Annotated in this window: 26 protein-coding genes; 9 read left to right on the top strand and 17 right to left on the bottom strand. The window is 34.8% G+C overall.

Features of this window, described 5'->3' with window-relative positions; genetic code table 11:
- Nucleotides 1–22: 22 nt before the first annotated feature.
- Entirely contained in the window at nt 23–931 is a 909-nt protein-coding gene (locus GFJ36_RS06270; protein WP_098082185.1) for an aminoglycoside phosphotransferase family protein, read from the top strand.
- Here GFJ36_RS06270 and GFJ36_RS29030 read toward each other — a convergent pair.
- The 5 genes from GFJ36_RS29030 to amaA form a co-directional block, all read right to left on the bottom strand.
- On the bottom strand, nt 928–1,089 hold the full coding sequence (locus tag GFJ36_RS29030) for a hypothetical protein (protein WP_046958209.1): 162 nt from the start codon (nt 1,087–1,089) through the stop codon (nt 928–930). The two genes, GFJ36_RS06270 and GFJ36_RS29030, sit on opposite strands and share 4 nt — an antisense overlap.
- Nucleotides 1,090–1,187: 98 nt before the next feature.
- Complete coding sequence (locus GFJ36_RS06265; RefSeq protein WP_088062612.1) at nt 1,188–1,961, bottom strand: hypothetical protein; 774 nt, start codon at nt 1,959–1,961, stop codon at nt 1,188–1,190.
- A gap of 24 nt (nt 1,962–1,985) precedes the next feature.
- Nucleotides 1,986–2,432: a flavodoxin gene (locus GFJ36_RS06260; RefSeq protein WP_098082186.1), complete on the bottom strand. Its 447-nt coding sequence runs from the start codon at nt 2,430–2,432 to the stop codon at nt 1,986–1,988.
- Entirely contained in the window at nt 2,425–2,601 is a 177-nt protein-coding gene (locus tag GFJ36_RS29025) for a hypothetical protein (RefSeq protein ID WP_016088748.1), read from the bottom strand. The genes GFJ36_RS06260 and GFJ36_RS29025 overlap by 8 nt, the downstream gene beginning before the upstream one ends.
- A 226-nt stretch (nt 2,602–2,827) precedes the next feature.
- Nucleotides 2,828–3,997, bottom strand: coding sequence for an N-acyl-aliphatic-L-amino acid amidohydrolase (gene amaA, locus GFJ36_RS06255; RefSeq protein WP_098082187.1), 1,170 nt, complete (start codon nt 3,995–3,997; stop codon nt 2,828–2,830).
- A 328-nt stretch (nt 3,998–4,325) separates the two neighbouring features.
- On the opposite strand from amaA, the gene GFJ36_RS06250 reads away from it, so the two are divergent.
- The 5 genes from GFJ36_RS06250 to dltD all read left to right on the top strand — a co-directional run bounded on the left by GFJ36_RS06250 (nt 4,326) and on the right by dltD (nt 8,642).
- Nucleotides 4,326–4,472 (top strand): teichoic acid D-Ala incorporation-associated protein DltX, encoded by a 147-nt coding sequence (locus GFJ36_RS06250; protein ID WP_000440293.1) that lies wholly within the window; start codon nt 4,326–4,328, stop codon nt 4,470–4,472.
- A 12-nt stretch (nt 4,473–4,484) separates the two neighbouring features.
- A complete protein-coding gene (gene dltA, locus GFJ36_RS06245; protein WP_097890366.1) occupies nt 4,485–5,999 on the top strand; it encodes a D-alanine--poly(phosphoribitol) ligase subunit DltA in 1,515 nt (504 codons plus the stop codon).
- Nucleotides 5,996–7,162, top strand: coding sequence for a D-alanyl-lipoteichoic acid biosynthesis protein DltB (gene dltB / locus GFJ36_RS06240; protein WP_097890368.1), 1,167 nt, complete (start codon nt 5,996–5,998; stop codon nt 7,160–7,162). The genes dltA and dltB overlap by 4 nt, the downstream gene beginning before the upstream one ends.
- A gap of 68 nt (nt 7,163–7,230) precedes the next feature.
- Nucleotides 7,231–7,470, top strand: a complete 240-nt coding sequence (gene dltC, locus GFJ36_RS06235) for a D-alanine--poly(phosphoribitol) ligase subunit DltC (RefSeq protein ID WP_000807310.1) — start codon at nt 7,231–7,233, stop codon at nt 7,468–7,470.
- Entirely contained in the window at nt 7,467–8,642 is a 1,176-nt protein-coding gene (gene dltD, locus GFJ36_RS06230; RefSeq protein WP_097890370.1) for a D-alanyl-lipoteichoic acid biosynthesis protein DltD, read from the top strand. Before dltC ends, dltD begins: the two co-directional genes overlap by 4 nt.
- A 17-nt stretch (nt 8,643–8,659) precedes the next feature.
- Here the strand turns inward: dltD and GFJ36_RS06225 are convergent, their stop codons facing one another.
- Nucleotides 8,660–9,754: an NAD(P)H-dependent flavin oxidoreductase gene (locus tag GFJ36_RS06225; protein WP_097890372.1), complete on the bottom strand. Its 1,095-nt coding sequence runs from the start codon at nt 9,752–9,754 to the stop codon at nt 8,660–8,662.
- A gap of 115 nt (nt 9,755–9,869) precedes the next feature.
- On the opposite strand from GFJ36_RS06225, the gene GFJ36_RS06220 reads away from it, so the two are divergent.
- A complete protein-coding gene (locus GFJ36_RS06220; RefSeq protein ID WP_097890374.1) occupies nt 9,870–10,790 on the top strand; it encodes a S66 peptidase family protein in 921 nt (306 codons plus the stop codon).
- A 27-nt stretch (nt 10,791–10,817) separates the two neighbouring features.
- Here the strand turns inward: GFJ36_RS06220 and GFJ36_RS06215 are convergent, their stop codons facing one another.
- From GFJ36_RS06215 to GFJ36_RS06205, 3 genes are all read right to left on the bottom strand, one after another.
- Nucleotides 10,818–11,216, bottom strand: a complete 399-nt coding sequence (locus GFJ36_RS06215; protein WP_000435201.1) for an SseB family protein — start codon at nt 11,214–11,216, stop codon at nt 10,818–10,820.
- 85 nt (nt 11,217–11,301) lie between these two features.
- A complete protein-coding gene (locus GFJ36_RS06210; RefSeq protein WP_116363177.1) occupies nt 11,302–11,856 on the bottom strand; it encodes a cysteine hydrolase family protein in 555 nt (184 codons plus the stop codon).
- Nucleotides 11,849–12,340 (bottom strand): carboxymuconolactone decarboxylase family protein, encoded by a 492-nt coding sequence (locus GFJ36_RS06205; protein ID WP_097890376.1) that lies wholly within the window; start codon nt 12,338–12,340, stop codon nt 11,849–11,851. The genes GFJ36_RS06210 and GFJ36_RS06205 overlap by 8 nt, the downstream gene beginning before the upstream one ends.
- Nucleotides 12,341–12,403: 63 nt before the next feature.
- Between GFJ36_RS06205 and GFJ36_RS06200 the strand changes: the two genes are divergently transcribed.
- Together GFJ36_RS06200 and GFJ36_RS06195 are read left to right on the top strand one after the other, a co-directional pair.
- The gene (locus tag GFJ36_RS06200) at nt 12,404–12,856 is read left to right on the top strand and encodes an Lrp/AsnC family transcriptional regulator (protein WP_001175491.1); all 453 of its coding nucleotides are present in this window, start codon (nt 12,404–12,406) and stop codon (nt 12,854–12,856) included.
- A gap of 100 nt (nt 12,857–12,956) precedes the next feature.
- Complete coding sequence (locus tag GFJ36_RS06195) at nt 12,957–13,139, top strand: DUF3913 family protein (protein ID WP_000707107.1); 183 nt, start codon at nt 12,957–12,959, stop codon at nt 13,137–13,139.
- 28 nt (nt 13,140–13,167) lie between these two features.
- Here GFJ36_RS06195 and GFJ36_RS06190 read toward each other — a convergent pair whose 3' ends face one another.
- The 8 genes from GFJ36_RS06190 to GFJ36_RS06155 all read right to left on the bottom strand — a co-directional run bounded on the left by GFJ36_RS06190 (nt 13,168) and on the right by GFJ36_RS06155 (nt 20,165).
- Nucleotides 13,168–14,181, bottom strand: a complete 1,014-nt coding sequence (locus GFJ36_RS06190; RefSeq protein ID WP_098082188.1) for a CPBP family intramembrane glutamic endopeptidase — start codon at nt 14,179–14,181, stop codon at nt 13,168–13,170.
- A gap of 195 nt (nt 14,182–14,376) precedes the next feature.
- A complete protein-coding gene (locus GFJ36_RS06185) occupies nt 14,377–15,153 on the bottom strand; it encodes an ABC transporter permease (protein ID WP_088062593.1) in 777 nt (258 codons plus the stop codon).
- Nucleotides 15,153–16,055: an ABC transporter ATP-binding protein gene (locus GFJ36_RS06180; protein WP_088608347.1), complete on the bottom strand. Its 903-nt coding sequence runs from the start codon at nt 16,053–16,055 to the stop codon at nt 15,153–15,155. Before GFJ36_RS06180 ends, GFJ36_RS06185 begins: the two co-directional genes overlap by 1 nt.
- A 14-nt stretch (nt 16,056–16,069) precedes the next feature.
- On the bottom strand, nt 16,070–16,864 hold the full coding sequence (locus GFJ36_RS06175; RefSeq protein WP_097890381.1) for an ABC transporter permease: 795 nt from the start codon (nt 16,862–16,864) through the stop codon (nt 16,070–16,072).
- A complete protein-coding gene (locus GFJ36_RS06170) occupies nt 16,861–17,559 on the bottom strand; it encodes an ABC transporter ATP-binding protein (protein WP_048544987.1) in 699 nt (232 codons plus the stop codon). The genes GFJ36_RS06175 and GFJ36_RS06170 overlap by 4 nt, the downstream gene beginning before the upstream one ends.
- Nucleotides 17,556–17,936 carry a GntR family transcriptional regulator gene (locus tag GFJ36_RS06165; RefSeq protein ID WP_000687513.1) on the bottom strand — a complete coding sequence of 127 codons (381 nt, stop codon included), beginning with the start codon at nt 17,934–17,936 and terminating at the stop codon, nt 17,556–17,558. Before GFJ36_RS06165 ends, GFJ36_RS06170 begins: the two co-directional genes overlap by 4 nt.
- A gap of 216 nt (nt 17,937–18,152) precedes the next feature.
- The gene (gene nrdF, locus GFJ36_RS06160; protein WP_097890383.1) at nt 18,153–19,121 is read right to left on the bottom strand and encodes a class 1b ribonucleoside-diphosphate reductase subunit beta; all 969 of its coding nucleotides are present in this window, start codon (nt 19,119–19,121) and stop codon (nt 18,153–18,155) included.
- A 93-nt stretch (nt 19,122–19,214) separates the two neighbouring features.
- Entirely contained in the window at nt 19,215–20,165 is a 951-nt protein-coding gene (locus GFJ36_RS06155) for a ribonucleotide reductase large subunit (RefSeq protein ID WP_306295567.1), read from the bottom strand.
- Nucleotides 20,166–20,528: the final 363 nt, after the last annotated feature.

Raw genomic sequence — 20,528 nt, 5'->3', positions numbered from 1 at the left:
AATTCAGAAACGAGGAGCAATTATGGACTCTTACAAACAGTATATAAAAGAAGCTTTGCCTAATCTTTCTATACATTCATATAAACAAAATGAAGAAGGATGGGATAATGTAGCAGTTATAGTAAATGATGAGCTACTGTTTCGTTTCCCGCGAAAACAAGAATATGCAATGCGAATTCCTTTAGAAAAAGAACTGTGCATAATTCTCTCTCATTTGCTACAAGAAATCGAGGTTCCAAAGTATCACCTATTCTATAAAAAGGATACTGATACTGTTCCCCTCTGTAGTTACTATACTCTCATTCATGGTGAACCGTTTAAAAAAGAGATAGTTACCAAGCTAGAGAAAAAAGAACTTGAAGTAATTATTACACAATTAGCGACTTTCCTTGCGGCTCTACATGGTATTCCTTTAAAGCGTGTGAAGGCATTAGAATTCCCTATAGAAAAAACACTCACCTACTGGAAAGAGCTACAAACAAAATTAACTCAATATCTTACTAACAGTCTTACTTCATACCAGAAATCAGCGTTAAATTGTTTATTCGAAAATTTCTTTACATGTATCGATACATCCACTTTTCAAAAAACAATTATTCACGCTGACTTTACACATCATCACATTTTATTTGATCACCAAAATAAAACCATTTCAGGGATTATCGATTTTGGTGATGCTCAAATAGGAGATCCCGCCTTTGACTTTGCTGGGCTATATTATGATTTTGGACATGAATTTACTACATCAGTATATGAACAATACAGTACGCTTATTTCACACCATGATCCATTACTCATTCATCGCATCACGACCTTTTATCAATACAGTCCTTTATTACATAATATGATTTATAACTTTGAAACAAAGAATGAACTTGAATTCCTAGCAGGTACAGAAAAACTGAAAGTAATACTACAGGGCCGAGATTAAATTCTCTCCCGATATTCTCTCTCTTCATACATCATTAACTTTTTATCCATTTCAACAATAATTTGATACAGTTGAAACGCTTGTAAAATTTGCAGTTGAATTCCAAAAGGAGCATTCTGTTCTTTTAACCATTGAAATACTTTCGTTTCATCTTTCATTGATTATTCCTCCCTTTATTAAAATCTGCTACAAATATACGGTAAATGATGAAAAGCTTTTCATGTCAATAACAAAAAAGGATGCAAAATTGCATCCTTTAATGTACGATATTTTTCTTCTGCTTCGCTTCTTTCTTTACTTCTTCCCTTTGGCATTCACTACGAAACGCACAACTCATACACTCAGAACGAAAATGACGCTCTGTATAATGCTCAGGTTGTTGCAACATTTCTTTCATTCTAGATAAATCAGCCATGCCAGTTATAATATCTTCCTGTTTCGGAATGTACTCATACTTAGTTCCTTCTATTAAATTAATAACTTCAATTTTTCCTGGAAGAATGCCGAAAGCTTTATAACTGAATACTGTCATTAACTTTTGACAAAGAGCAAGCATTTCCTCATCCGCATCGACAACATACTTTTTAATTACAAACGACTCAGTACTCCACTCACCAACTTCTAATGTCAATGACATGTGGACACCTAACTCTTCCATATATGTTTGAAATTTTTCATACAAAAATAACGGCGGTGTCTGACTATCATCTCTTTCAACAAACTGTAATAAGTGATCTGTTAGCTTCGCTAACACAATATAATACTCCGCCTTCGAAGCAAACATATTAACCCTTACTTTTTTCCAATACTTTTCTATTAATATTAAAAGTACAATTTTCGTTTGTTGGCCCGCAGGTAGTGTGTAATATTCGTTAATAATTCGATTCACAATCATTTGTGCGATTTGTTGCCATTCAAACGAAGAAGGTTCTCTTCTTTTTATATGACGAAAATAAAATTTATGCGGGCAACGCATAAAATCATACAAATGATAATCTGTCATCGTTTTGATTGCGATTTTCTCGTGCACTTGCTCTTCATCTCCCTTCTGCCATTAAGAAAGGTGTTTTACAAATTCAGCTCCAAACTGTAAACATTTTTCTACATCTTCATCTTCTGGCGTTAATTCTACTTTTAGTCCTTCTAACACAACTGCAGCTCCGCGCTCTTGTAGCTTTTCTATTAAAATGTCAACCGCCACGCCGTATTTCGGATAAGCCGAATCACATGATCCGAATACTGCTGCTTTTTTCCCATTTAAATCAATAGAATCCATTGCGTCATAAAAATCTAAGAAATCATCAGGAAGGTCACCATCTCCCCAAGTGTAAGTACCTAAAATAATTCCATCATACTGTTCTAGTATAGAAGCCTCTGGTGAATCCATAATATCGATCACTTCAATTTCATTTTCTGTTTCACGAATTGCACCCGCAATATGATCAGCCATTTCCTCTGTATTTCCACTCATACTTGCAAATATCATTACTAACTTACTCAACTGAATCTCTCCTTTTACCTTGTATCTCTTTTTCTGTTGGAAGTGTACTCTTCTCATCTACATATTCAGATCGAATTACATTTCGTTGCCATTCCATATGCTGATCAACATCTTTATTTTTATCTTTTAATCCCCTCCGCAGAAGGTGAAATTTTTTTCTCATTAACATGTCGCATCCATCCTATTGATAATAATTATCAATTTCAACTACCCTTAGATTAATTGACAGTGATTATCAATGTCAATAACTATTTTTAAAAAAATGATTAAAATGTACAAGCTTGTCCGTTAGCTATTCATATACTATAAATGAGCATAGTTCTTTCTCAGCCCTCTCTGACGGAAAGAAATAAAAGCAACTGCGATAGAGCGCAGTTGCCTTTTTTTATACTTTTTTACGATTTTAGTAATCTTATTGCTGTCTCTAGAAATAATTCCACTCCATAAATTAAAGCTGCTTCATCTACATCAAATTTTGGATGATGATGTGGATAACAAGTATCTATCTTTTCATTCCCCGTCCCCAATTTAATGAAGCAACCCGGTGCTTTTCTTAAATATGCTGAAAAATCTTCTCCTCCCATAGAAGGTTCAAGCTTCACAACACGCTCATTCCCAAACAAATGTAGTGCACTTTCTTCTACTACTTTCGTAATATATTCATCATTAATAACCGGATCATATCCATATCGATACGTATATGTATACTTCCCTCCATGCGCTTTTGTAATTCCTTTCACGATTTGCTCAATTTTCTCTTCTGCTTCTATTCTTAACGCTTGATTAAAAGAACGCACAGTTCCCATTAAAGTTGCTGCATTAGGAATAATATTATCAGCCATTCCCCCATGAAACTGCGTAACTGAAACAACTCTTTGCATGAAAGCACTTGTATTTCTTGATACGATATGTTGTAAATTTGTAATAATCTGCGCTCCGATAGCAATAGGATCTATCGTTTCTTCTGGCCTCGCCGCATGCCCTCCTTTCCCTTGAATTTCAACTGTAAATACGTCCGGTGCCGCCATCATCGGTCCATACGCAATTCCGATTTTCCCGCTCTCCAATCCAGACATAACATGTAAACCTATTACATAATCAACACCATCCATCACGCCTGCCTCAACCATTTCTTGTCCCCCGCCAGGATACACCTCTTCTGCGTGCTGAAAGAAGAGACGAATCTCACCTACGAAATCTTCCTTTATATTTGATAGCACCTCTGCTGTACTTAACAAAATAGCTGCGTGAGCATCATGCCCACATGCATGCATCATTCCTTTATTCACAGACGTATAAGATTTACTTGTCTCCTCTTGAATTGGTAAAGCATCTATATCAGCTCGAATTGCAACTACTTTCCCTTGTCCCGTCCCTCTTTTAATTGCTAGTACACTATACTTCGTCGGTCTCGTTACTTCAAAAGAAGAAAATGAGCATAATGTATCATATATAAATTGTGAAGTTTCTTTTTCATGAAATGATAATTCCGGATATTTATGAAAATGCTGTCTCCACTTAATAATGTTTTCTTCTGAAATAAGATCCTTCCACATCCTCTTCATCAGAAATTCCTCCTCTTATGAAACTTTAACAATTCATATATTAACTATGAAAAACTCAAACAAATATTACATTTCTATCCATTCTCCCAGACCACTTTTATACATTCACACAATCCACTTCCTATTTACATGTCAAACCCATTACAAATTCATACTGAATGTAATATAATTGCTAAGTTAGGGATTTTCTTTTTTAGTATTTAGTGCTAATATCAGAAAAGAGCCTTTTGACTTATTTTTACCTAAAATGTGGAATTTTGTTTTTTTCACAATAATGTAGGACATGATACCTACAAAGAGCTATCATTTCATTAAGAGAGGGAAAGACATGGAAAGATTAAAAGAGATATGGTCTCGACCACTCACACAATGGGTTGCAAAGACGGTTTATTACCTTGCAATTTTATTTGCATTGCTTTGGTTGTATGGATTCCATGATACAAACACAAGTACATTTATTTACAACGAATTTTAGGGTGGGAACGTTATGAAGTTATTAGAACAAATTGAAAAGTGGGCTATTGAAACGCCTGATCAAACTGCTTTTGTTTGGCGAGATGCGAAAATTACGTACAAACAATTAAAGGAAGATTCTGATGCGTTAGCACATTGGATTTCTTCTGAGTATCCAGATGATCGTTCACCAATTATGGTGTATGGCCATATGCAACCTGAAATGATTATTAACTTTTTAGGATGTGTAAAAGCTGGACACGCTTATATTCCTGTAGATTTATCTATCCCAGCTGATCGTGTACAACGTATCGCTGAAAATTCTGGTGCGAAACTACTTTTATCAGGAACTGAAGTAACTGTAACTGATTTACCAGTTCGCATTGTAAGTGAAGACAACTTAAAAGATATTTTCTTTACTCATAAAGGGAACACTCCAAATCCTGAACATGCGGTAAAAGGTGATGAGAACTTCTACATTATTTACACATCAGGAAGCACAGGTAATCCGAAAGGGGTTCAGATTACTTATAACTGCCTTGTAAGCTTTACAAAATGGGCTGTAGAAGATTTCAACTTACAAACAGGACAAGTATTCTTAAACCAAGCACCTTTCTCATTCGATTTATCTGTCATGGATATTTACCCATCATTAGTAACAGGTGGTACACTTTGGGCAATCGATAAAGATATGATTGCACGTCCAAAAGACTTGTTTGCTTCTTTAGAGCAATCGGATATACAAGTATGGACTTCAACACCATCTTTCGCAGAGATGTGTTTAATGGAAGCATCTTTCTCTGAGACTATGCTACCGAACATGAAAACATTCTTATTCTGCGGTGAAGTGTTACCAAATGAAGTAGCTAGAAAATTAATTGAGCGTTTCCCGAAAGCGACAATTATGAATACGTACGGTCCAACAGAAGCTACTGTCGCTGTAACAGGTATTCACGTTACAGAAGAAGTGCTTGATCAATACAAATCACTTCCAGTTGGCTACTGTAAATCAGATTGCCACCTTCTTATTATGAAAGAAGATGGTACGCTTGCACCTGATGGTGAAAAAGGTGAAATCGTAATTGTCGGTCCAAGCGTAAGTGTTGGATATTTAGGAAGCCCTGAATTAACAGAAAAAGCATTTACTATGATTGACGGTGAGCGCGCCTATAAAACAGGCGATGCTGGCTATGTTGAAAATGGTCTTCTATTCTATAATGGTCGTCTTGATTTCCAAATTAAGCTGCATGGTTATCGAATGGAATTAGAAGAAATTGAGCATCACCTTCGTGCGTGTTCTTACGTAGAAGGAGCAGTTATCGTTCCAATTAAAAAAGGTGAGAAATACGATTATTTATTAGCGGTTGTTGTTCCTGGCGAACATTCATTTGAAAAAGAATTCAAATTAACATCTGCAATTAAAAAAGAACTCAATGAGCGATTACCAAACTACATGATTCCACGTAAATTCATGTATCAATCTTCTATTCCAATGACACCAAATGGAAAGGTAGATCGCAAAAAATTATTGAGTGAGGTTACAGCATGACCGCATATGGATCATTTTATTTTTTCGCTATAGTGGGCATTTTATTAATACCTACTATCATAGCTGGACTAAAAGGTAAAATGTTGCGTAAATATAATGCCGTTTTAACATTAGTAATGCTCGTTATTATCTTCTCGGATAAACCGAAGCAAGCGATTATGTTAGCCGCATTTATTATTTGGCAATATGCCCTTATTAAAGGCTATTTAATTTTAAGAAAACAAAATAATAGTACATTCATGTTTTGTATAGCTGTTATTTTGTCGATTTTACCGCTCGTTTTAGCAAAAATTGCACCGTTTGTACCTGAGCTAAAGTTTGTTGTATTTTTAGGAATGTCCTATGTAACATTTAGAGCAGTACAAATGGTATTTGAAGTTCGTGATAACTTAATTAAAGAACTTTCCTTCTTTAATTTTTGGGAATTCATTTTATTCTTCCCAGCTATCTCAACGGGACCTATCGATCGTTACCGCAGATTCCAAAAAGATATTCAAAAGCCACCTAGTGCAGAAGAATATCAAAATTTACTATATACAGGGCTAAACCGTATTTTCCAAGGTTTCTTGTATAAATTTATTATCGCTTACTTAATAAAGCAATATTTTATGGATCCGGCATTCGCTCAGCAAGATACAATCCTATCAAATATGATTTACATGTATAGCTATAGCTTATATTTATTCTTTGACTTCGCTGGTTATAGCTCATTTGTAATTGGTGTAAGTTATATGATGGGAATTAAAATTCCAGAAAACTTTAATAAACCATTCATTAGTCGTAACATTAAAGACTTCTGGAATCGCTGGCACATGACCTTATCATTCTGGTTCCGTGATTTTATTTACATGCGTTTCGTCTTTTTTGCAACGAAGAAAAAGTTAATTAAAAACCGTTACACAATTTCGTATATCGGTGCATTTTTAAACTTTTTCATCATGGGAATATGGCATATTACTGGTGAGCATGTGTATCAATACATTATTTATGGTCTTTATCATGCCGCACTGTTTATTTTATTCGATATTTTCGAGCGAAAAAACAAGAAGCATAAGTTTTGGCCAAACAATAAATTTACACACATCCTTGCGATTGTAATTACGTTCCACGTTGTATGTTTCGGTTTCCTAATTTTCTCTGGACACCTTAACAGATACTTTTAATGCACCCTTCTTATACTAGTAAGAAGTTGCACATATAATATATTTCGGATATAAAGGAGATTTTAAAAATGGCAGAATTTAAAGAGCAAGTATTAGATATTTTAGAAGAAGTATGTGAAAACGATATTGTGAAAGAAAACTTAGATGTTCAATTATTTGAAGAAGGTATTCTTGATTCTTTCGCTGTAGTATCTTTATTAGTTGAATTCCAAGAGCGTTTAGATATTGAAGTTTCTATTTCTGATTTTGACCGTGACGAGTGGGCTACACCAAACATGGTTATCAAGAAGTTGGAAGAAATCCGATGAACAAAGCAAAATTTGGTCCGATGCTTTTAGCATTGGCCCTTTTTGCTGTATTCTTACTTATTCCAACGCGCTTTCTACTTCCACTTTTAAGTGATGAAAAAGTAGAACAAGCTGCCACTTCTTTAAAAGAAGAAAAGATTCAAAGTATGATATTACAGCAAAAAATGTTAGCAGACCCGAAATACCTTCCGATGTACGGTTCATCGGAATTCGCACGTATGGATGCTTTCCATCCATCAAATTATTTCAAAGTAAAGCCTGAAGGGTTCACACCATTCCTACTTGGACGCGGAGGAACACAAGACCTTGTACATGTGTTAAACTTTGCATCTACAATGGATCAATTGAAGGGTAAGAAAATGGTATTCGTTCTTTCTCCTCAATGGTTTGTACCACAAGGTATTGATGAAACACACTTTGCACCTAACTTTTCAAAACAACAAGGCTATCACTTGCTTTTCAATGATGACTTAAAGCCTGAAATGAAAAAGCAAATTGCAAAACGTTTATTAAACTTTGAGATCGTCAAGAAAGAAACTTTACTAAAAATTTCGCTTGAAGGTATCGTTTATGATGATACAAAGCATAAAGTAAAAGCACTTGCTGCTAAACCTTTCGCTTATATTTATCGTAACATTTTAGATCGTAAAGATTTATTTACAGCAATGTTTGATATTAAACCGCATAAAGAAAAACTTGACCCTTCATTAAAACAAATGAATTGGGAAGAAGCTCGTAAACATGCAGATCAAACTGGTGCAGTAGAATCAGGTTCTAACGAATATGGTATCGAAGATGATTACTTCAACAGCAAAATCAAGAAGAAATTAAAGCAACGTGAAGGCTACTTAAAAAATGATGCTTATGATCAATCGCCAGAATATGAAGATTTACAAATTGTACTTGATTTATTAAAACAATCTGGTGCAAAACCACTCTTCATTTCTGTCCCTGTAAAAGGTCCTTGGTACGATTACGCTGGCTTCCCGAAAGAACGTCGCGAATTGTACTATAAGAAAGTTCATGAGCAAATTGAGAAAGCTGGCTATCCAATTGCCGACTTCTCAAATCATGAATATGATAAATACTTCTTAAAAGATCATATGCACTTAGGTTGGAAAGGCTGGGTTTATATCGATGAGGCCATCCAACAATTTTATAAAGCAAACTAACGAAAAGACCGCTTGAATTATTCAAGTGGTCTTTTTCTATATATATTTTGTAATTGTTCGATTACGTTCTCTGCTTCTTTCATAACTCGCTCCACTACATGCTGAGCTGATTCTATTCGTGCTAACGATGACGCTTGCCCTGCCCAAAGCGACATGTATTCTCCTTTATTTTGTTTTGCTGCTTCTTGGCGTATTTTAGAGGTTAATACATTTTGCACTGGATACATCGGAAGCCCTTCTTCTTTCCCTTCATGTCTCTCTATAAATTCATTACGAATACCCCGCGCATATTTCCCGGAAAACGCACGAGTCACAGTTGTACTCGTATCTGTACTACGTAAAACCGCTTGTTTATATACATCATGCGTAATACTTTCTTTACTCGTTAAAAAAGCCGATCCCATTTGAACAGCTTCTGCTCCCAGTGTAAATGCCGCAACAAGCCCTTGTCCGTTCATTACACCACCTGCTCCAACAATTGGGATATGCGGGACTGCTGCTACTAACTGTGGAATTAATGCAAACGTCCCAATCATAGCTTCCTGTTCTTTCCCAATAAACGTTCCTCTATGCCCTCCTGCCTCGCTACCTTGACCGACAATAATGTCTACTCCTAATTCAGCAAGCACTTTCGCCTCTGCCACATGAGTAGCTGTTCCGATGACTTTGATTTCTCTTCTTTTCAATTCATCTATTTCTTCTTTTTCTAACGTTTGAAATGCAAAGCTAACGACTGGCACTTTTTCTTCTACTAACACTTGTAATTGTTCTTTATAACTTTTTGGAAGCTTTAACTGCTCTTCTTCCTCTATACCGAATTCTCTATTCACTCCGCTAAGTAATCCCTTGGCCAAGTTTATCTTCTCTTCTTCTATTTGTATCTCTTTCGTTAACAGTAAATTCACACCGAAAGGCTTATCCGTTCGTTCCCTTATTTTATAAATTGCATCACGAATTTGTTCAGGGCTCATATAGCCTGCTCCAAGCGTTCCTAATCCTCCGCTATTACTTACAGCTGCAACAAGCTCAGGCGTCGTAATTGCACCTGCCATACCTGCTTGAATGATGGGATACTTAATTTGTAATGTATCTATAACTCGACTTGTAAACATCATTTCTCCTCCTATTCCCCTTATATCTTCTTTATTTGACAAACTTTCCCCTTCTTTTACAAGGGTTGAACTTCCTATGAAGCGAATATATTGAAAGTGAAGGAGGCTGACAACAATGATATATCCAAATGCGTTACAACAAGGTGATACAGTTATGATTATTGCACCGTCCGGCCCACCAACAATTGAAAATGTATTAAAAGGGGTAACCCTATTACAAGAAATGGGTTTATCTGTAGTAATCGGGAAGAGTGTTTATGAGAAATATGGATATTTAGCTGGAAGTGATCAAGTTCGGCTCGATGATATACATGAAGCATTTACAAATAATGAAGTAAAGGCCATTTTCTGTGCACGAGGTGGTTACGGAAGTGCTCGTCTCCTCCCTCACATTCAATATGAAATCATTCAGCAGAATCCAAAAATCTTTTGGGGATATAGCGATATTACAGCTTTACATACGGCCTTTTCACGTTATGCAAAGCTTGTTACTTTTCATGGTCCAATGGTTGAAGAATTAGGTAAAGGTGTAGATTCTCTTTCTTTATCTTCTTTCAATCAACTATTCCATCCGTATTCAACCATCTTATCAGCTTCAGAATGTATCGTACCTACCTCTCCATGTACAGTTACAGGCACATTGGTGGGAGGAAATTTAACTGTATTAACGAGTATAATTGGCTCACCCTATGAGATAAATACGGCTAATAAACTTTTGTTGCTTGAAGACATTGGGGAAGAACCGTATCGCATTGACCGTATGTTAAATCAGCTACTTATATCTGGAAAGTTTAATGAATGTAGCGGTGTTATTTTTACAAGTTGTCACGACTGCACTCCTTCTAAACCATCTCAATCATTGCAAACAATACTATATGAATTTTTCGCACCATATCATATACCTGTCCTATTCGGTTTACCGATTGGACATATAAGCCCAAACATCGGGATTCCTCTTGGAGCTACAGCGACAATAAATACAAATAATAAAACAATCTCTATTTCTTCTGGCGTAGCCAATCCGTATTCAAATTAAAAAGGAAAAGCGATTCCGCTTTTCCTTTTATTTATAATAATTAAAAATTCGTCCAGATGCGATATCTGCAACTTCTTCTGGAATAAATGTTTTACTTATATCAGTGCCAACATTTAATACTGCTGTAGCATCTTTCTCAATGCTACCAAATAATTCTTTTCCACGTATCGTAATAAGGGGCGTTCCTTCTGGCAACACGTCTTTTACAAATTCCATTTGTGTAAAGAACGGAACGATCCATCTACCCTCTCCTTGGAAATGACGCAACCGAAGTATTCCTTCTGTTGCCCCGTCCTCTGCTTCTAGTGAACCAGCAACATAAAACTCAGTAGATAAGAGCAATTCATAAAATTCCTTTTGCTTCTGTTTATCGTCCCCTGCTACAACAAGTACTTCTTCTATTCTCTTTACCGGAATTTGCTCCATATGATGCCACCCCTATTTCAAAATGATTGTACTTAGATTATACGAAATATTCTTATTTTTTTCTACATAATTCGCAATTATTTTCTTAAAATAATTTTAACACTTCTTTTGTCGTTACAATCGTAGCAAACTCTTCATGTAAATTTACAAGTGTCATATTGTGAATATCCTCTGCATTATACTCTTTACCATCTAGACCTTTACGGTTAAAAGTAGCCGTTGCATCACTCACTAAATACGTTGTAAAGCCTAAATTTCCTGCCATTCGTGTCGTAGTCTCCACACAATGATTTGTCGTTAATCCTACAACCACTACTGCATTACATTTGTTCTCTCTTAATTGCTCTTCTAAATTTGTCCCAATGAACGCGCTGTTAACAGATTTCTGAATAATCACTTCACCTGGTAATGGCTTCAGCTCTTCTTTAAAGTTCACCGTTTCCGCTCCTTCATAAAACATCGATTGAGCATTTTCTTTATTTACATGTTGAATATGAAAAACTGGTCGTTTCCTTTTTCTCCATTCTGCTAATAACATTCTCATGTTTTCTTCAGCAAAAAGATTATTTCTCTCGCCCCAGTATGGTAACTGAAACGCCTTTTGTACATCAATTATAATAAGTGCTATTTGATTAGTCATCATTTTCTCCTTCATTCGGCTGTAATTGAAACAGAAAACCAAGTTGTTGTGACGCAGTAATAAAACAAATATAAGCGCAAAGCTCTACAATTTCTTTTTCCGTCCAATATTGTTTCAATGCATGAAACATATTATCATCTATTGCCTTTTTATCATGAACAAATGTATGTGCAAAAGTAACTGCTACACTCATTTCTTCTACCTTTTGCATATCATCAGGTCTTCCCTTTGCCATACAGTACGGACATTCATTCCCATACGCTAATGTTCTTCTTACTTGCTCCTTTAGCTCTGCCGACAGAGTTCCTTTATTATACAGTGTATTCTCTACCATACTCCATGAATGTAATAGATCTGGATTATGCCCTAATAACTTTTGAAACTTTGTAACTCCTACATTTGATAATGAAATTCTCTCCAACATTTCCCCTCCTATTTCCTTCCGTTTTATTGTAAAATAAATAAAGTTCACTTTACATTTCATATGAATCTTAATTTATATTTTTCCTTTACAAAAATTATTATTTTACTGGAGGTATATTTACAAATGCAACTAGACCGTGTCGATCGAAAGATTTTAAATGAATTATATAATGATAGTCGCCTTTCCATGCGTGAATTGGCGAAACGAGTAAATTTATCTGCTCCGTCTACTGCAGAACGTGTTCGCAAACTTGAAAGTGAAGGCGTGATTCAAAAGTATACAATCGATATTGATTATAAAAAAGCAGGACTTGTTTTAGATTGTATTTTAGAAATCACTTTAAAAAATGGTGATACAACACGTATGCAACAGTTTATTCAGTCTTATCCATCTGCAAGTTTTTGTTACCGAGTAACAGGAAGCTTATGCTACATTGTAAAAATTTCTGTTCCTTCACTCGTTGAACTTGAAGATTTTATCAATGATGTTTCTTCATATGCAACGACAGTTTCTCATATCGTATTATCAGAAGTATCTCTTACTCCTGATATTGAACATATCTTCCCAGAAGCTTAATTTATTTTTATTCATAAAATACAAAAAAACCCCTTACAATAAGAATAAAAATAATATATTATGTATTAAAATACATAAAGTTCGAGAAAGGGGCTTTACATTGAAAATCTGGTTTTATGAAAAAACGGCACAATTAGATGATTTACTTGGCATTTGGGATAATGTTCCGACTATCCCTCGAATTGGTGAAAAAGTGGAGATTTTAAAAACAGTCCGCACTGTTACAGATATTAAATATGTAAAGAACGGTAATAATTTTCGTGTAGAAATTATTACAAATTAAAAAGTAGCTCCTAAGAGCTACTTTTTAATTATCTATCACGCGCTTTCTTTATAACGATTTTATCTTCTTCTACAGATACTGTTACATAATCATTTTCTTCTAATCGAAGCTTATTTACAGCCTCATCTGGTAGCTCTACAGCCATCAGTCTATCTGTTACGATCACTTGACTATATACTTCATTTTCTTGTGATGCACTCACCACTTTTTCCTCATTTATAAAGCGCACTGGTGGCACACCCACTTCTTTTACTGTACGCCATTGTTTCCAAACGTAAGGAATTAACCAAAGTAATCCAACAACTGTCAGACCAATACCGATCCATAAATTACTTTGCGCTTGTAATTCAGGAATTGAGATTGCGCTACTCTCTTCTCCACCGACAAATTGCATACTTGTTGCAATTAAATTATTTAGAGCATGTACAGCGATATTCGTCCATATATTTTTCGTCTTTATGTATAAAAGGCACATTACAATACCAAACATAAATGCACCAATAACATCAAAATGTCCTAAACCAAAAATAAGTGAAGATATGATTACAGCTTTTTTAATGCCCCATTTATAAGCCATGCGCTGTAAAAAGAAGCCTCTAAAAATAACCTCTTCCATAATAGGTGCTAATACACATGCTGAAATGAAAGTAAATATCGTCATATATACGTTACTCGTGTTAATAACATTTCCTTCTTCTAACATAGTAACTAAGAAATTCGGTAACGTATGTGCTAATATGTAAAATTGAATATGAGATATACCAACTGAAAAAATCATTCCCATTATCGTTGCTAATACAATTAATCCCCACGGTAAACGTCCTGGTTTATCAAAAAAACTATTAAATACAATATTATTTTTATTTGTTTTTACGTATAACCAAAATAACGGAAATAGAAAAAATACAGTTATTTGTGAAATAACTTCCACCGTATTATCAGAAACATTTGATAGACTTAATGGGATCATCGTAAGGAACAATCCTATAATCATCCATCCAAAAAAGCTACGTAGTCTTATACGTGAAAATGCATAGTGCACATAGAACACCTCCAAAAATAGTAAAAGTAAATGGTGTGATAACTAAATTATAATATGAATATAGTTGAAGTTCTTCCTATTTTTCTCAAATACTTTCGAACAATATATATAGTAATCATTCTTTTCTTCCAGTTGAAATATACAAGAAAGTTATGTAATAAAAATCCCCGTTTTTACAAGCGGGGATTTCTTTTATTATAATACGTCACGTTTTTGGAATAATGCACTTGATGCTACAAGTAATACAACAAAGTATACAGCTACAAGTAATAAGGAAGTTGTAAATGTAAACTCTGTAAATGTTGGTTCCGTTCCGCCACTTACTAGTTTATTGCTATCGTACACACTTAAATTTAAATGGAAAAACACTACAAATTTCGCTACACCTTTTGCAAACATCATTAATACCATATTAATTGCTCCTTGTAAGAAGAAGAGAAACATCGTAATAATTAATGGTAATACAGACTTTCTAAATACGTTTGCTAAGAAAAATGCAAGCGTCGCAAAGAAGAACGGCGAAAGTACTTGATATAAAGTAGATTTCATTACGATTCCTACCGTTAATTCTGTTTTACTACCATCCATTACAATTCCGCCAATAATCATTGCAATTAACGTGCTAGCAAATATGATAAATACTATAGTAAGTAACACTGTAATATATTTAGAGAATAAAACTGTAATTCGCTTTCTTGGACGGATTAATAACTGCTTAATTGTACCTTTTTGGAACTCATCAGTAATCATACGAGAAGCAATCGTAATCCCAAAAATTGTTGCAAACAAAGTAATTAAACCAATCTCTGAACTTGCAAAATCTAAATATGATCCTTTAAATTCACTTCCGTCTCCCCATTTCAGCATCGCTAAAACTCCCAAAATCTCCAATACTGCAATGACACCAATTAAAATATACATACCTTTTTTCGCATGTAACTTTAAAAATTCATTTTGAATTAATTTAAACATTACGCTTTCACTCCCCCTGTAATCGCTAAGAACTCATCCTCTAACGTTTTATTTTGAACAGTAACTCCGTATACAAGCACATCGTCATTTACAAGTCGTTTTACAAGTTGTGGGATTTCCTCTTTCATTACAGATACTGCAATTACATTTCCTTGCGTCTTACCTTTAATGATTTCATTTGCTTTCTGTACTTGATCTACTTCAAACGCTACAACTACTGTCTCATCGTGTTTCGCTTGTTCGTGTAAGTTGTACTCCTGCACAAACTCACCTTGCTTAATAATAACGACGCGATCACACATGAGTTCAATTTCACTTAATAAGTGACTTGATACGATTACAGCAATATTCTCTTCTTTCGCTAAACGTTGTAAATAATCTCGAATTTGGCGAATACCTGCTGGATCTAATCCATTTGTTGGCTCATCTAAAATTAAGATTTTCGGCTGATGAAGTAATGCCTGTGCAATTCCTAAACGTTGTTTCATACCAAGTGAATATGTTTTCACCTTTTTATGAATTGCGTGCTCTAATTCGACAAGCTTTACAATTTCAGCAATGCGCTCTTTACTAATTGGTGTAATTGCCATGTTCGCAAAATGCTTTAAGTTTTGCATTCCAGTCATATAATCATATAGTTCAGGATTTTCTACAATTGCCCCAATTTGCTCTAGCGCCTTTTCACGCTCCGTGCGAATACTATGACCGCAAATTGTAATATCGCCCTCTGTCATTGATATAAGACCTGTCATCATACGAATTGTCGTCGTTTTACCACTACCGTTCGGTCCAAGAAACCCGTACACTTCCCCTTCACGAACTTCAAATGATAAACCGCGGATAATTTCCGTTCCACCAATCTTTTTTCGAACATTCTCTAACTTTACTACTACATTTCCCAATGTTGATTCCTCCTTTAGGCTTCTAGTTTCTTATCGATTATGCGACCTGTTATATAAACAAATAAAACAAATATACCGATTGAAAAAGCAATACTATATAAATTCATAAGCTTTTCTGGATAAAGAAACACATTTGCTTCTGATGATTCATCTATATACACTAACTTTGTTATAAAAGCAGGTGTAGGTGCAAGTCCACCTAGCATTTCATATATCATATTGATTACTTTCGTTACTAGTAAAAATAAGAAGAAAATAATTACATACTCCATTTTTTTCTTTTTCAAAGAAAATACTTTAACGCCAGCTACTGTAAAAAGTAAAACTAACAATACACTTGATAAATTAAATACATATAACACACTGCTAAATAATTGTTTTACTATATCTAACGTAAGTGTACTTTCGGTAAATAACAATCCATAGAGTTCTGTACCTTTTATTACTTTCATCGAAATGCTATAGAAAAACATAGTACCTATTACTTCAAAACACATTAAGCTAATTGCCGCATATAACAATATTGCTAAAACAATTTTTTTACCAGATATCGGTGTTAATCGAAATAATGTACTTTCGGTCATTTTCCCAAACGCAGACATCGCCTGCAGAAATACTAATACCGCAAAAATTATATAAACTAAGAATACTAAGGCAACTATAATCATTTGCCTTACTTCTCCTGATTCTTGTTTAATATAATTCCCCATACTTACAAAAGCGACAGCTGCAATAAATATGAATGACAATAACGAAATGAAAATTTGTTTTTTATTCGCATTGTACATATATATTAAACTGGCCTTCATCTACTAAACACCTCCTTAAACAAATCCGTAACAGCTTTTCCTCTTTGGAAACGTAATTCCTCTACATTTTCATGCAATACACTCTCACCATCTTTTAAAAAGATTACTTCGTCAAAAATATTTTCCACTTCTCCAATTAAATGTGTTGCAATTAAAATAGTACAGTCTTCGCGATAAAACTGTAAAATAAGTTCCAGTACATGCTCCCTAGAAACGAGATCAATCCCGCCCAATGGTTCATCTAGTACGTATAACCTCGCTTTCCTCGAAAATGTTAAAATAATTTGTAGCTTTTCAACCATACCTTTTGATAAAGCTGTAATTTTTTCTTCTAACGGTATTTTAAATTCCGCAATTGTATCTACCGCTTTTTGAATGTCGAAGTCTTTATAAAAATCTCGATAGAAGAATAAAGAATCTTTTACCGTCATCCAATCATCAAATACTGGTTTATCCGACATAAAAGAAACAATTTCTTTCGTTTCTAATCCTACCTTTTTACCAGCGATTGTAATACTGCCTTCGGAAGGATGCTGCAGACCGGCAATCATTTTCAATAACGTCGTTTTCCCGCTCCCGTTATCTCCAACGAGTCCTATAATTTTCCCTTCCGTAATCTCTATGTTTAATTCACGGATCACTGCTTTCAATCCGTATCTCTTCCATAAGTTTTCTATTTTTAATAACTCTGTCATTCGCTCTCCTCCCTCTTCTCGTGTAATGAAGAGCGAAGGATTGTAAGAATTTCTTCTTCTGAAAAACCTAAATTGTCCATTCCATCTATAAAAGAATGAAGTAATTCTTTCGCCATCTCTTTTCGCAGCTCCATAATTTTCTCCCCTTCATTCGTTACATATCGTCCCATTCCTCTACGTGTGACAACAACCCCATCCCGTTCTAGCTCTTGGAATGTACGCTGAATCGTATTTGGATTTACTTGTAATTCACTCGCTAATTCACGTACAGAGGGAATTTTATCACCCGGCAATAAATGTCCTGTTACGATTTCTTTTTTTATGTATTCCATTACCTGAATGTAAATTGGTGTATTTGGAGAAAACTCTATTTTCATTTCTTCCCTCCTTTTGTATTGGTGTACTAGTTAAATAATACACCGATACAAATAGTTTGTAAATACCCATTTAATTACAAAAAAGTTCTATCCATTTGCTGGATAGAACTTTTTAAACAGAACTCGTTATACAAAAATAATAGTGTTATGTAAACAAATCCATAAAGAAAAGCTGTCTTATCAATGAATAAGACAGCTTTTCTTTATGAGTATATATTAAAAATCAAACACGAAGTCATCATCAGCTAACTTTTCAACGTTCGTTGCTTTTACGTAACCATTCCCTTTTACAGAGAAGAAATCATGGTTTTTCGTATCTGTACGTAAACCATTTAAAACGATTGGGTTAATTTCTTCTTCTTCAAACTTCGGCTCAAGTCCTAAGTTCATAAGTCCTTTATTCGCATTGTAACGAACGAAACGATTTACATCCTCTACAAGACCGATAGAAGTGTAAATTTCTTCTGTGTATGCCATTTCAATTTCATATAGTTCCATTAATAACTCTTGTGTTTCTTTTTGCACTTCTTGTTGATCTTCTGCAGAAAGTTCTGCGAAGAGTTGTTGTGCTAAAATACCGACGAATACGCCGTGAATTGACTCATCACGAATTATTAGGTTAATAATCTCACCACTTGCTGTCAATTTACCTTGACCTGCTAAGTAAAGTGGGTAGAAGAATCCACTATAGAATAAGTAACTTTCTAAGAATACACTTGCTACCATCGCCATGTATAACTCTTTTTTCGTTACTTCAGGCTTTAATAAACGACGATAGTAACTAGTAACAATACCAGCTTTTTTCTCAAGTAATGGATGATTGTCTACCCAGTCAAAAATATCATCAATTTCTTCTTCAGTAGCTAACGTTGTGAAAATATGACTGTAACTCTTCGCATGTACTTCTTCCATAGCTCCCATGAAAGCTAATACACTTTTCGCTTGTAAATTTTCAAGATGAACAAGTACAAGTGGCATCCCTTCGCCACCTTGTTTCGTATCTAAAAGTGTTAAACCACCTAATACACGCTTATAAGCAACCTGCTCTTCTTTTGATAATTGTGCCCAAGTATTTTTGTCAGAAGATACTGCGATTTCTTCTTCTGTCCAAAACTGAGCGATGTTTTGCTTCCAAAACATTAAACTAAAATCATCTTCTTTTTTGTTCCAGTTTACCGCACGCATTCAATCGCCCCTTCTCTAAATAAACATGAAAAATTGATAACTAAGCATGAGCAGGGTTCAGAAAACCCTGCTCATGATGTCTCACTTTTTATATTAAACGGTACAAGCTACGCACTCTTCCACGCTTAACTTACGTGTTCTCGTATAATAAAGACTCTTCAAGCCTTTTTTATGTGCATAGATGTAGTAACGTGCTAATTCACGTGTTGAAATATCACTATTAACGTAAAGAATTGTACTAATTCCTTGGTCAATATGTTCTTGGATTTCTGCGATTAAATCAATTAATTTAAACTGATTCATATCGTAAGAAGATTTATAGTACCAGAACGTATCTTTTGATAAATACGGCATTGGATAATATGTTGTCGCATTCGCATATGTTCTTGATTCGATTTGACTTACGATCGGCATTACGCTTGAAGTTGCATTTTGAACGTAACTGATAGATTGTGTTGGAGCGATAGCAAGACGGTATGAATTATATAATCCATTCTTCTTCACTTGCTCTTTTAAACTTGTCCAATCTTCTTTTGTTGGAATATGAATTCCTTCAAATAGTTGCTGAACTTTTTCAGTTACTGGGCTGTAATCTGTCGTTTCGTACTTTTCAAAGTATGTGCCATTCGCATAATCAGACTTATCGAAGTCTTTAAATGTTTCGCCTTTTTCTTTAGCGATCTCCATACTTTTTTCAATAGAGTAGTAATTTAACATCATAAAGAATGTACGAGCGAACTCTTTCGCTTCTGCACTTTCATATGCGATTTTGTTTTTTGATAAATATCCGTGTAAGTTCATTGCGCCAAGTCCAACTGAATGAAGCTCATCATTTGCTTTTTTCACAGTTGGTGCATTCGGAATGATCGTCATATCAGACACAGCTGTTAAAGCTTCCATTCCCGCATGAACAGCTTCACGAATTTCTTTATTTTCCATTACATTCACGATATTTAACGATCCTAAATTACAGTTAATATCACGACGGATAATATCATCTGTACCGTAATCATTTATTTCAGAAGTTTCTTGAAGCTGGAAGATTTCTGTCTCGAATGTTCAACCGAGTCCGCTACTCCTCAGTCCGTTGCTCATGCAACTGCTGTATGTCACCATACAGGACAGACTATATCATCACCTACAGCATTACCTGATTAGGTGCTCCGCTTTTCGAACGCCAATCGCTTGCGCTCTACTCCCATAAGGGATAGTCGTTAGGCTTTTACTTATCTTACATACTTCAGAATGTATCTTATTACTTTATGTTGTCCCATAACTCTGCTATACAAAATAATAAGATACATTCTGAACTTTTATATTTTCATTCTAAGATAAGATTTAGCACGGTAGGTTACCTCAAATTTGAGGCTTTCCCCGTTTAACGGAGTTTTCGACTAGCATTTCTAC

This window comes from Bacillus sp. EE-W1, from assembly GCF_009760835.1.
Lineage (GTDB): Bacteria > Bacillota > Bacilli > Bacillales > Bacillaceae_G > Bacillus_A > Bacillus_A wiedmannii.
Note: the sequence above shows the minus strand (reverse complement) of the source record. Positions and strands in the feature narration are given on the sequence as shown.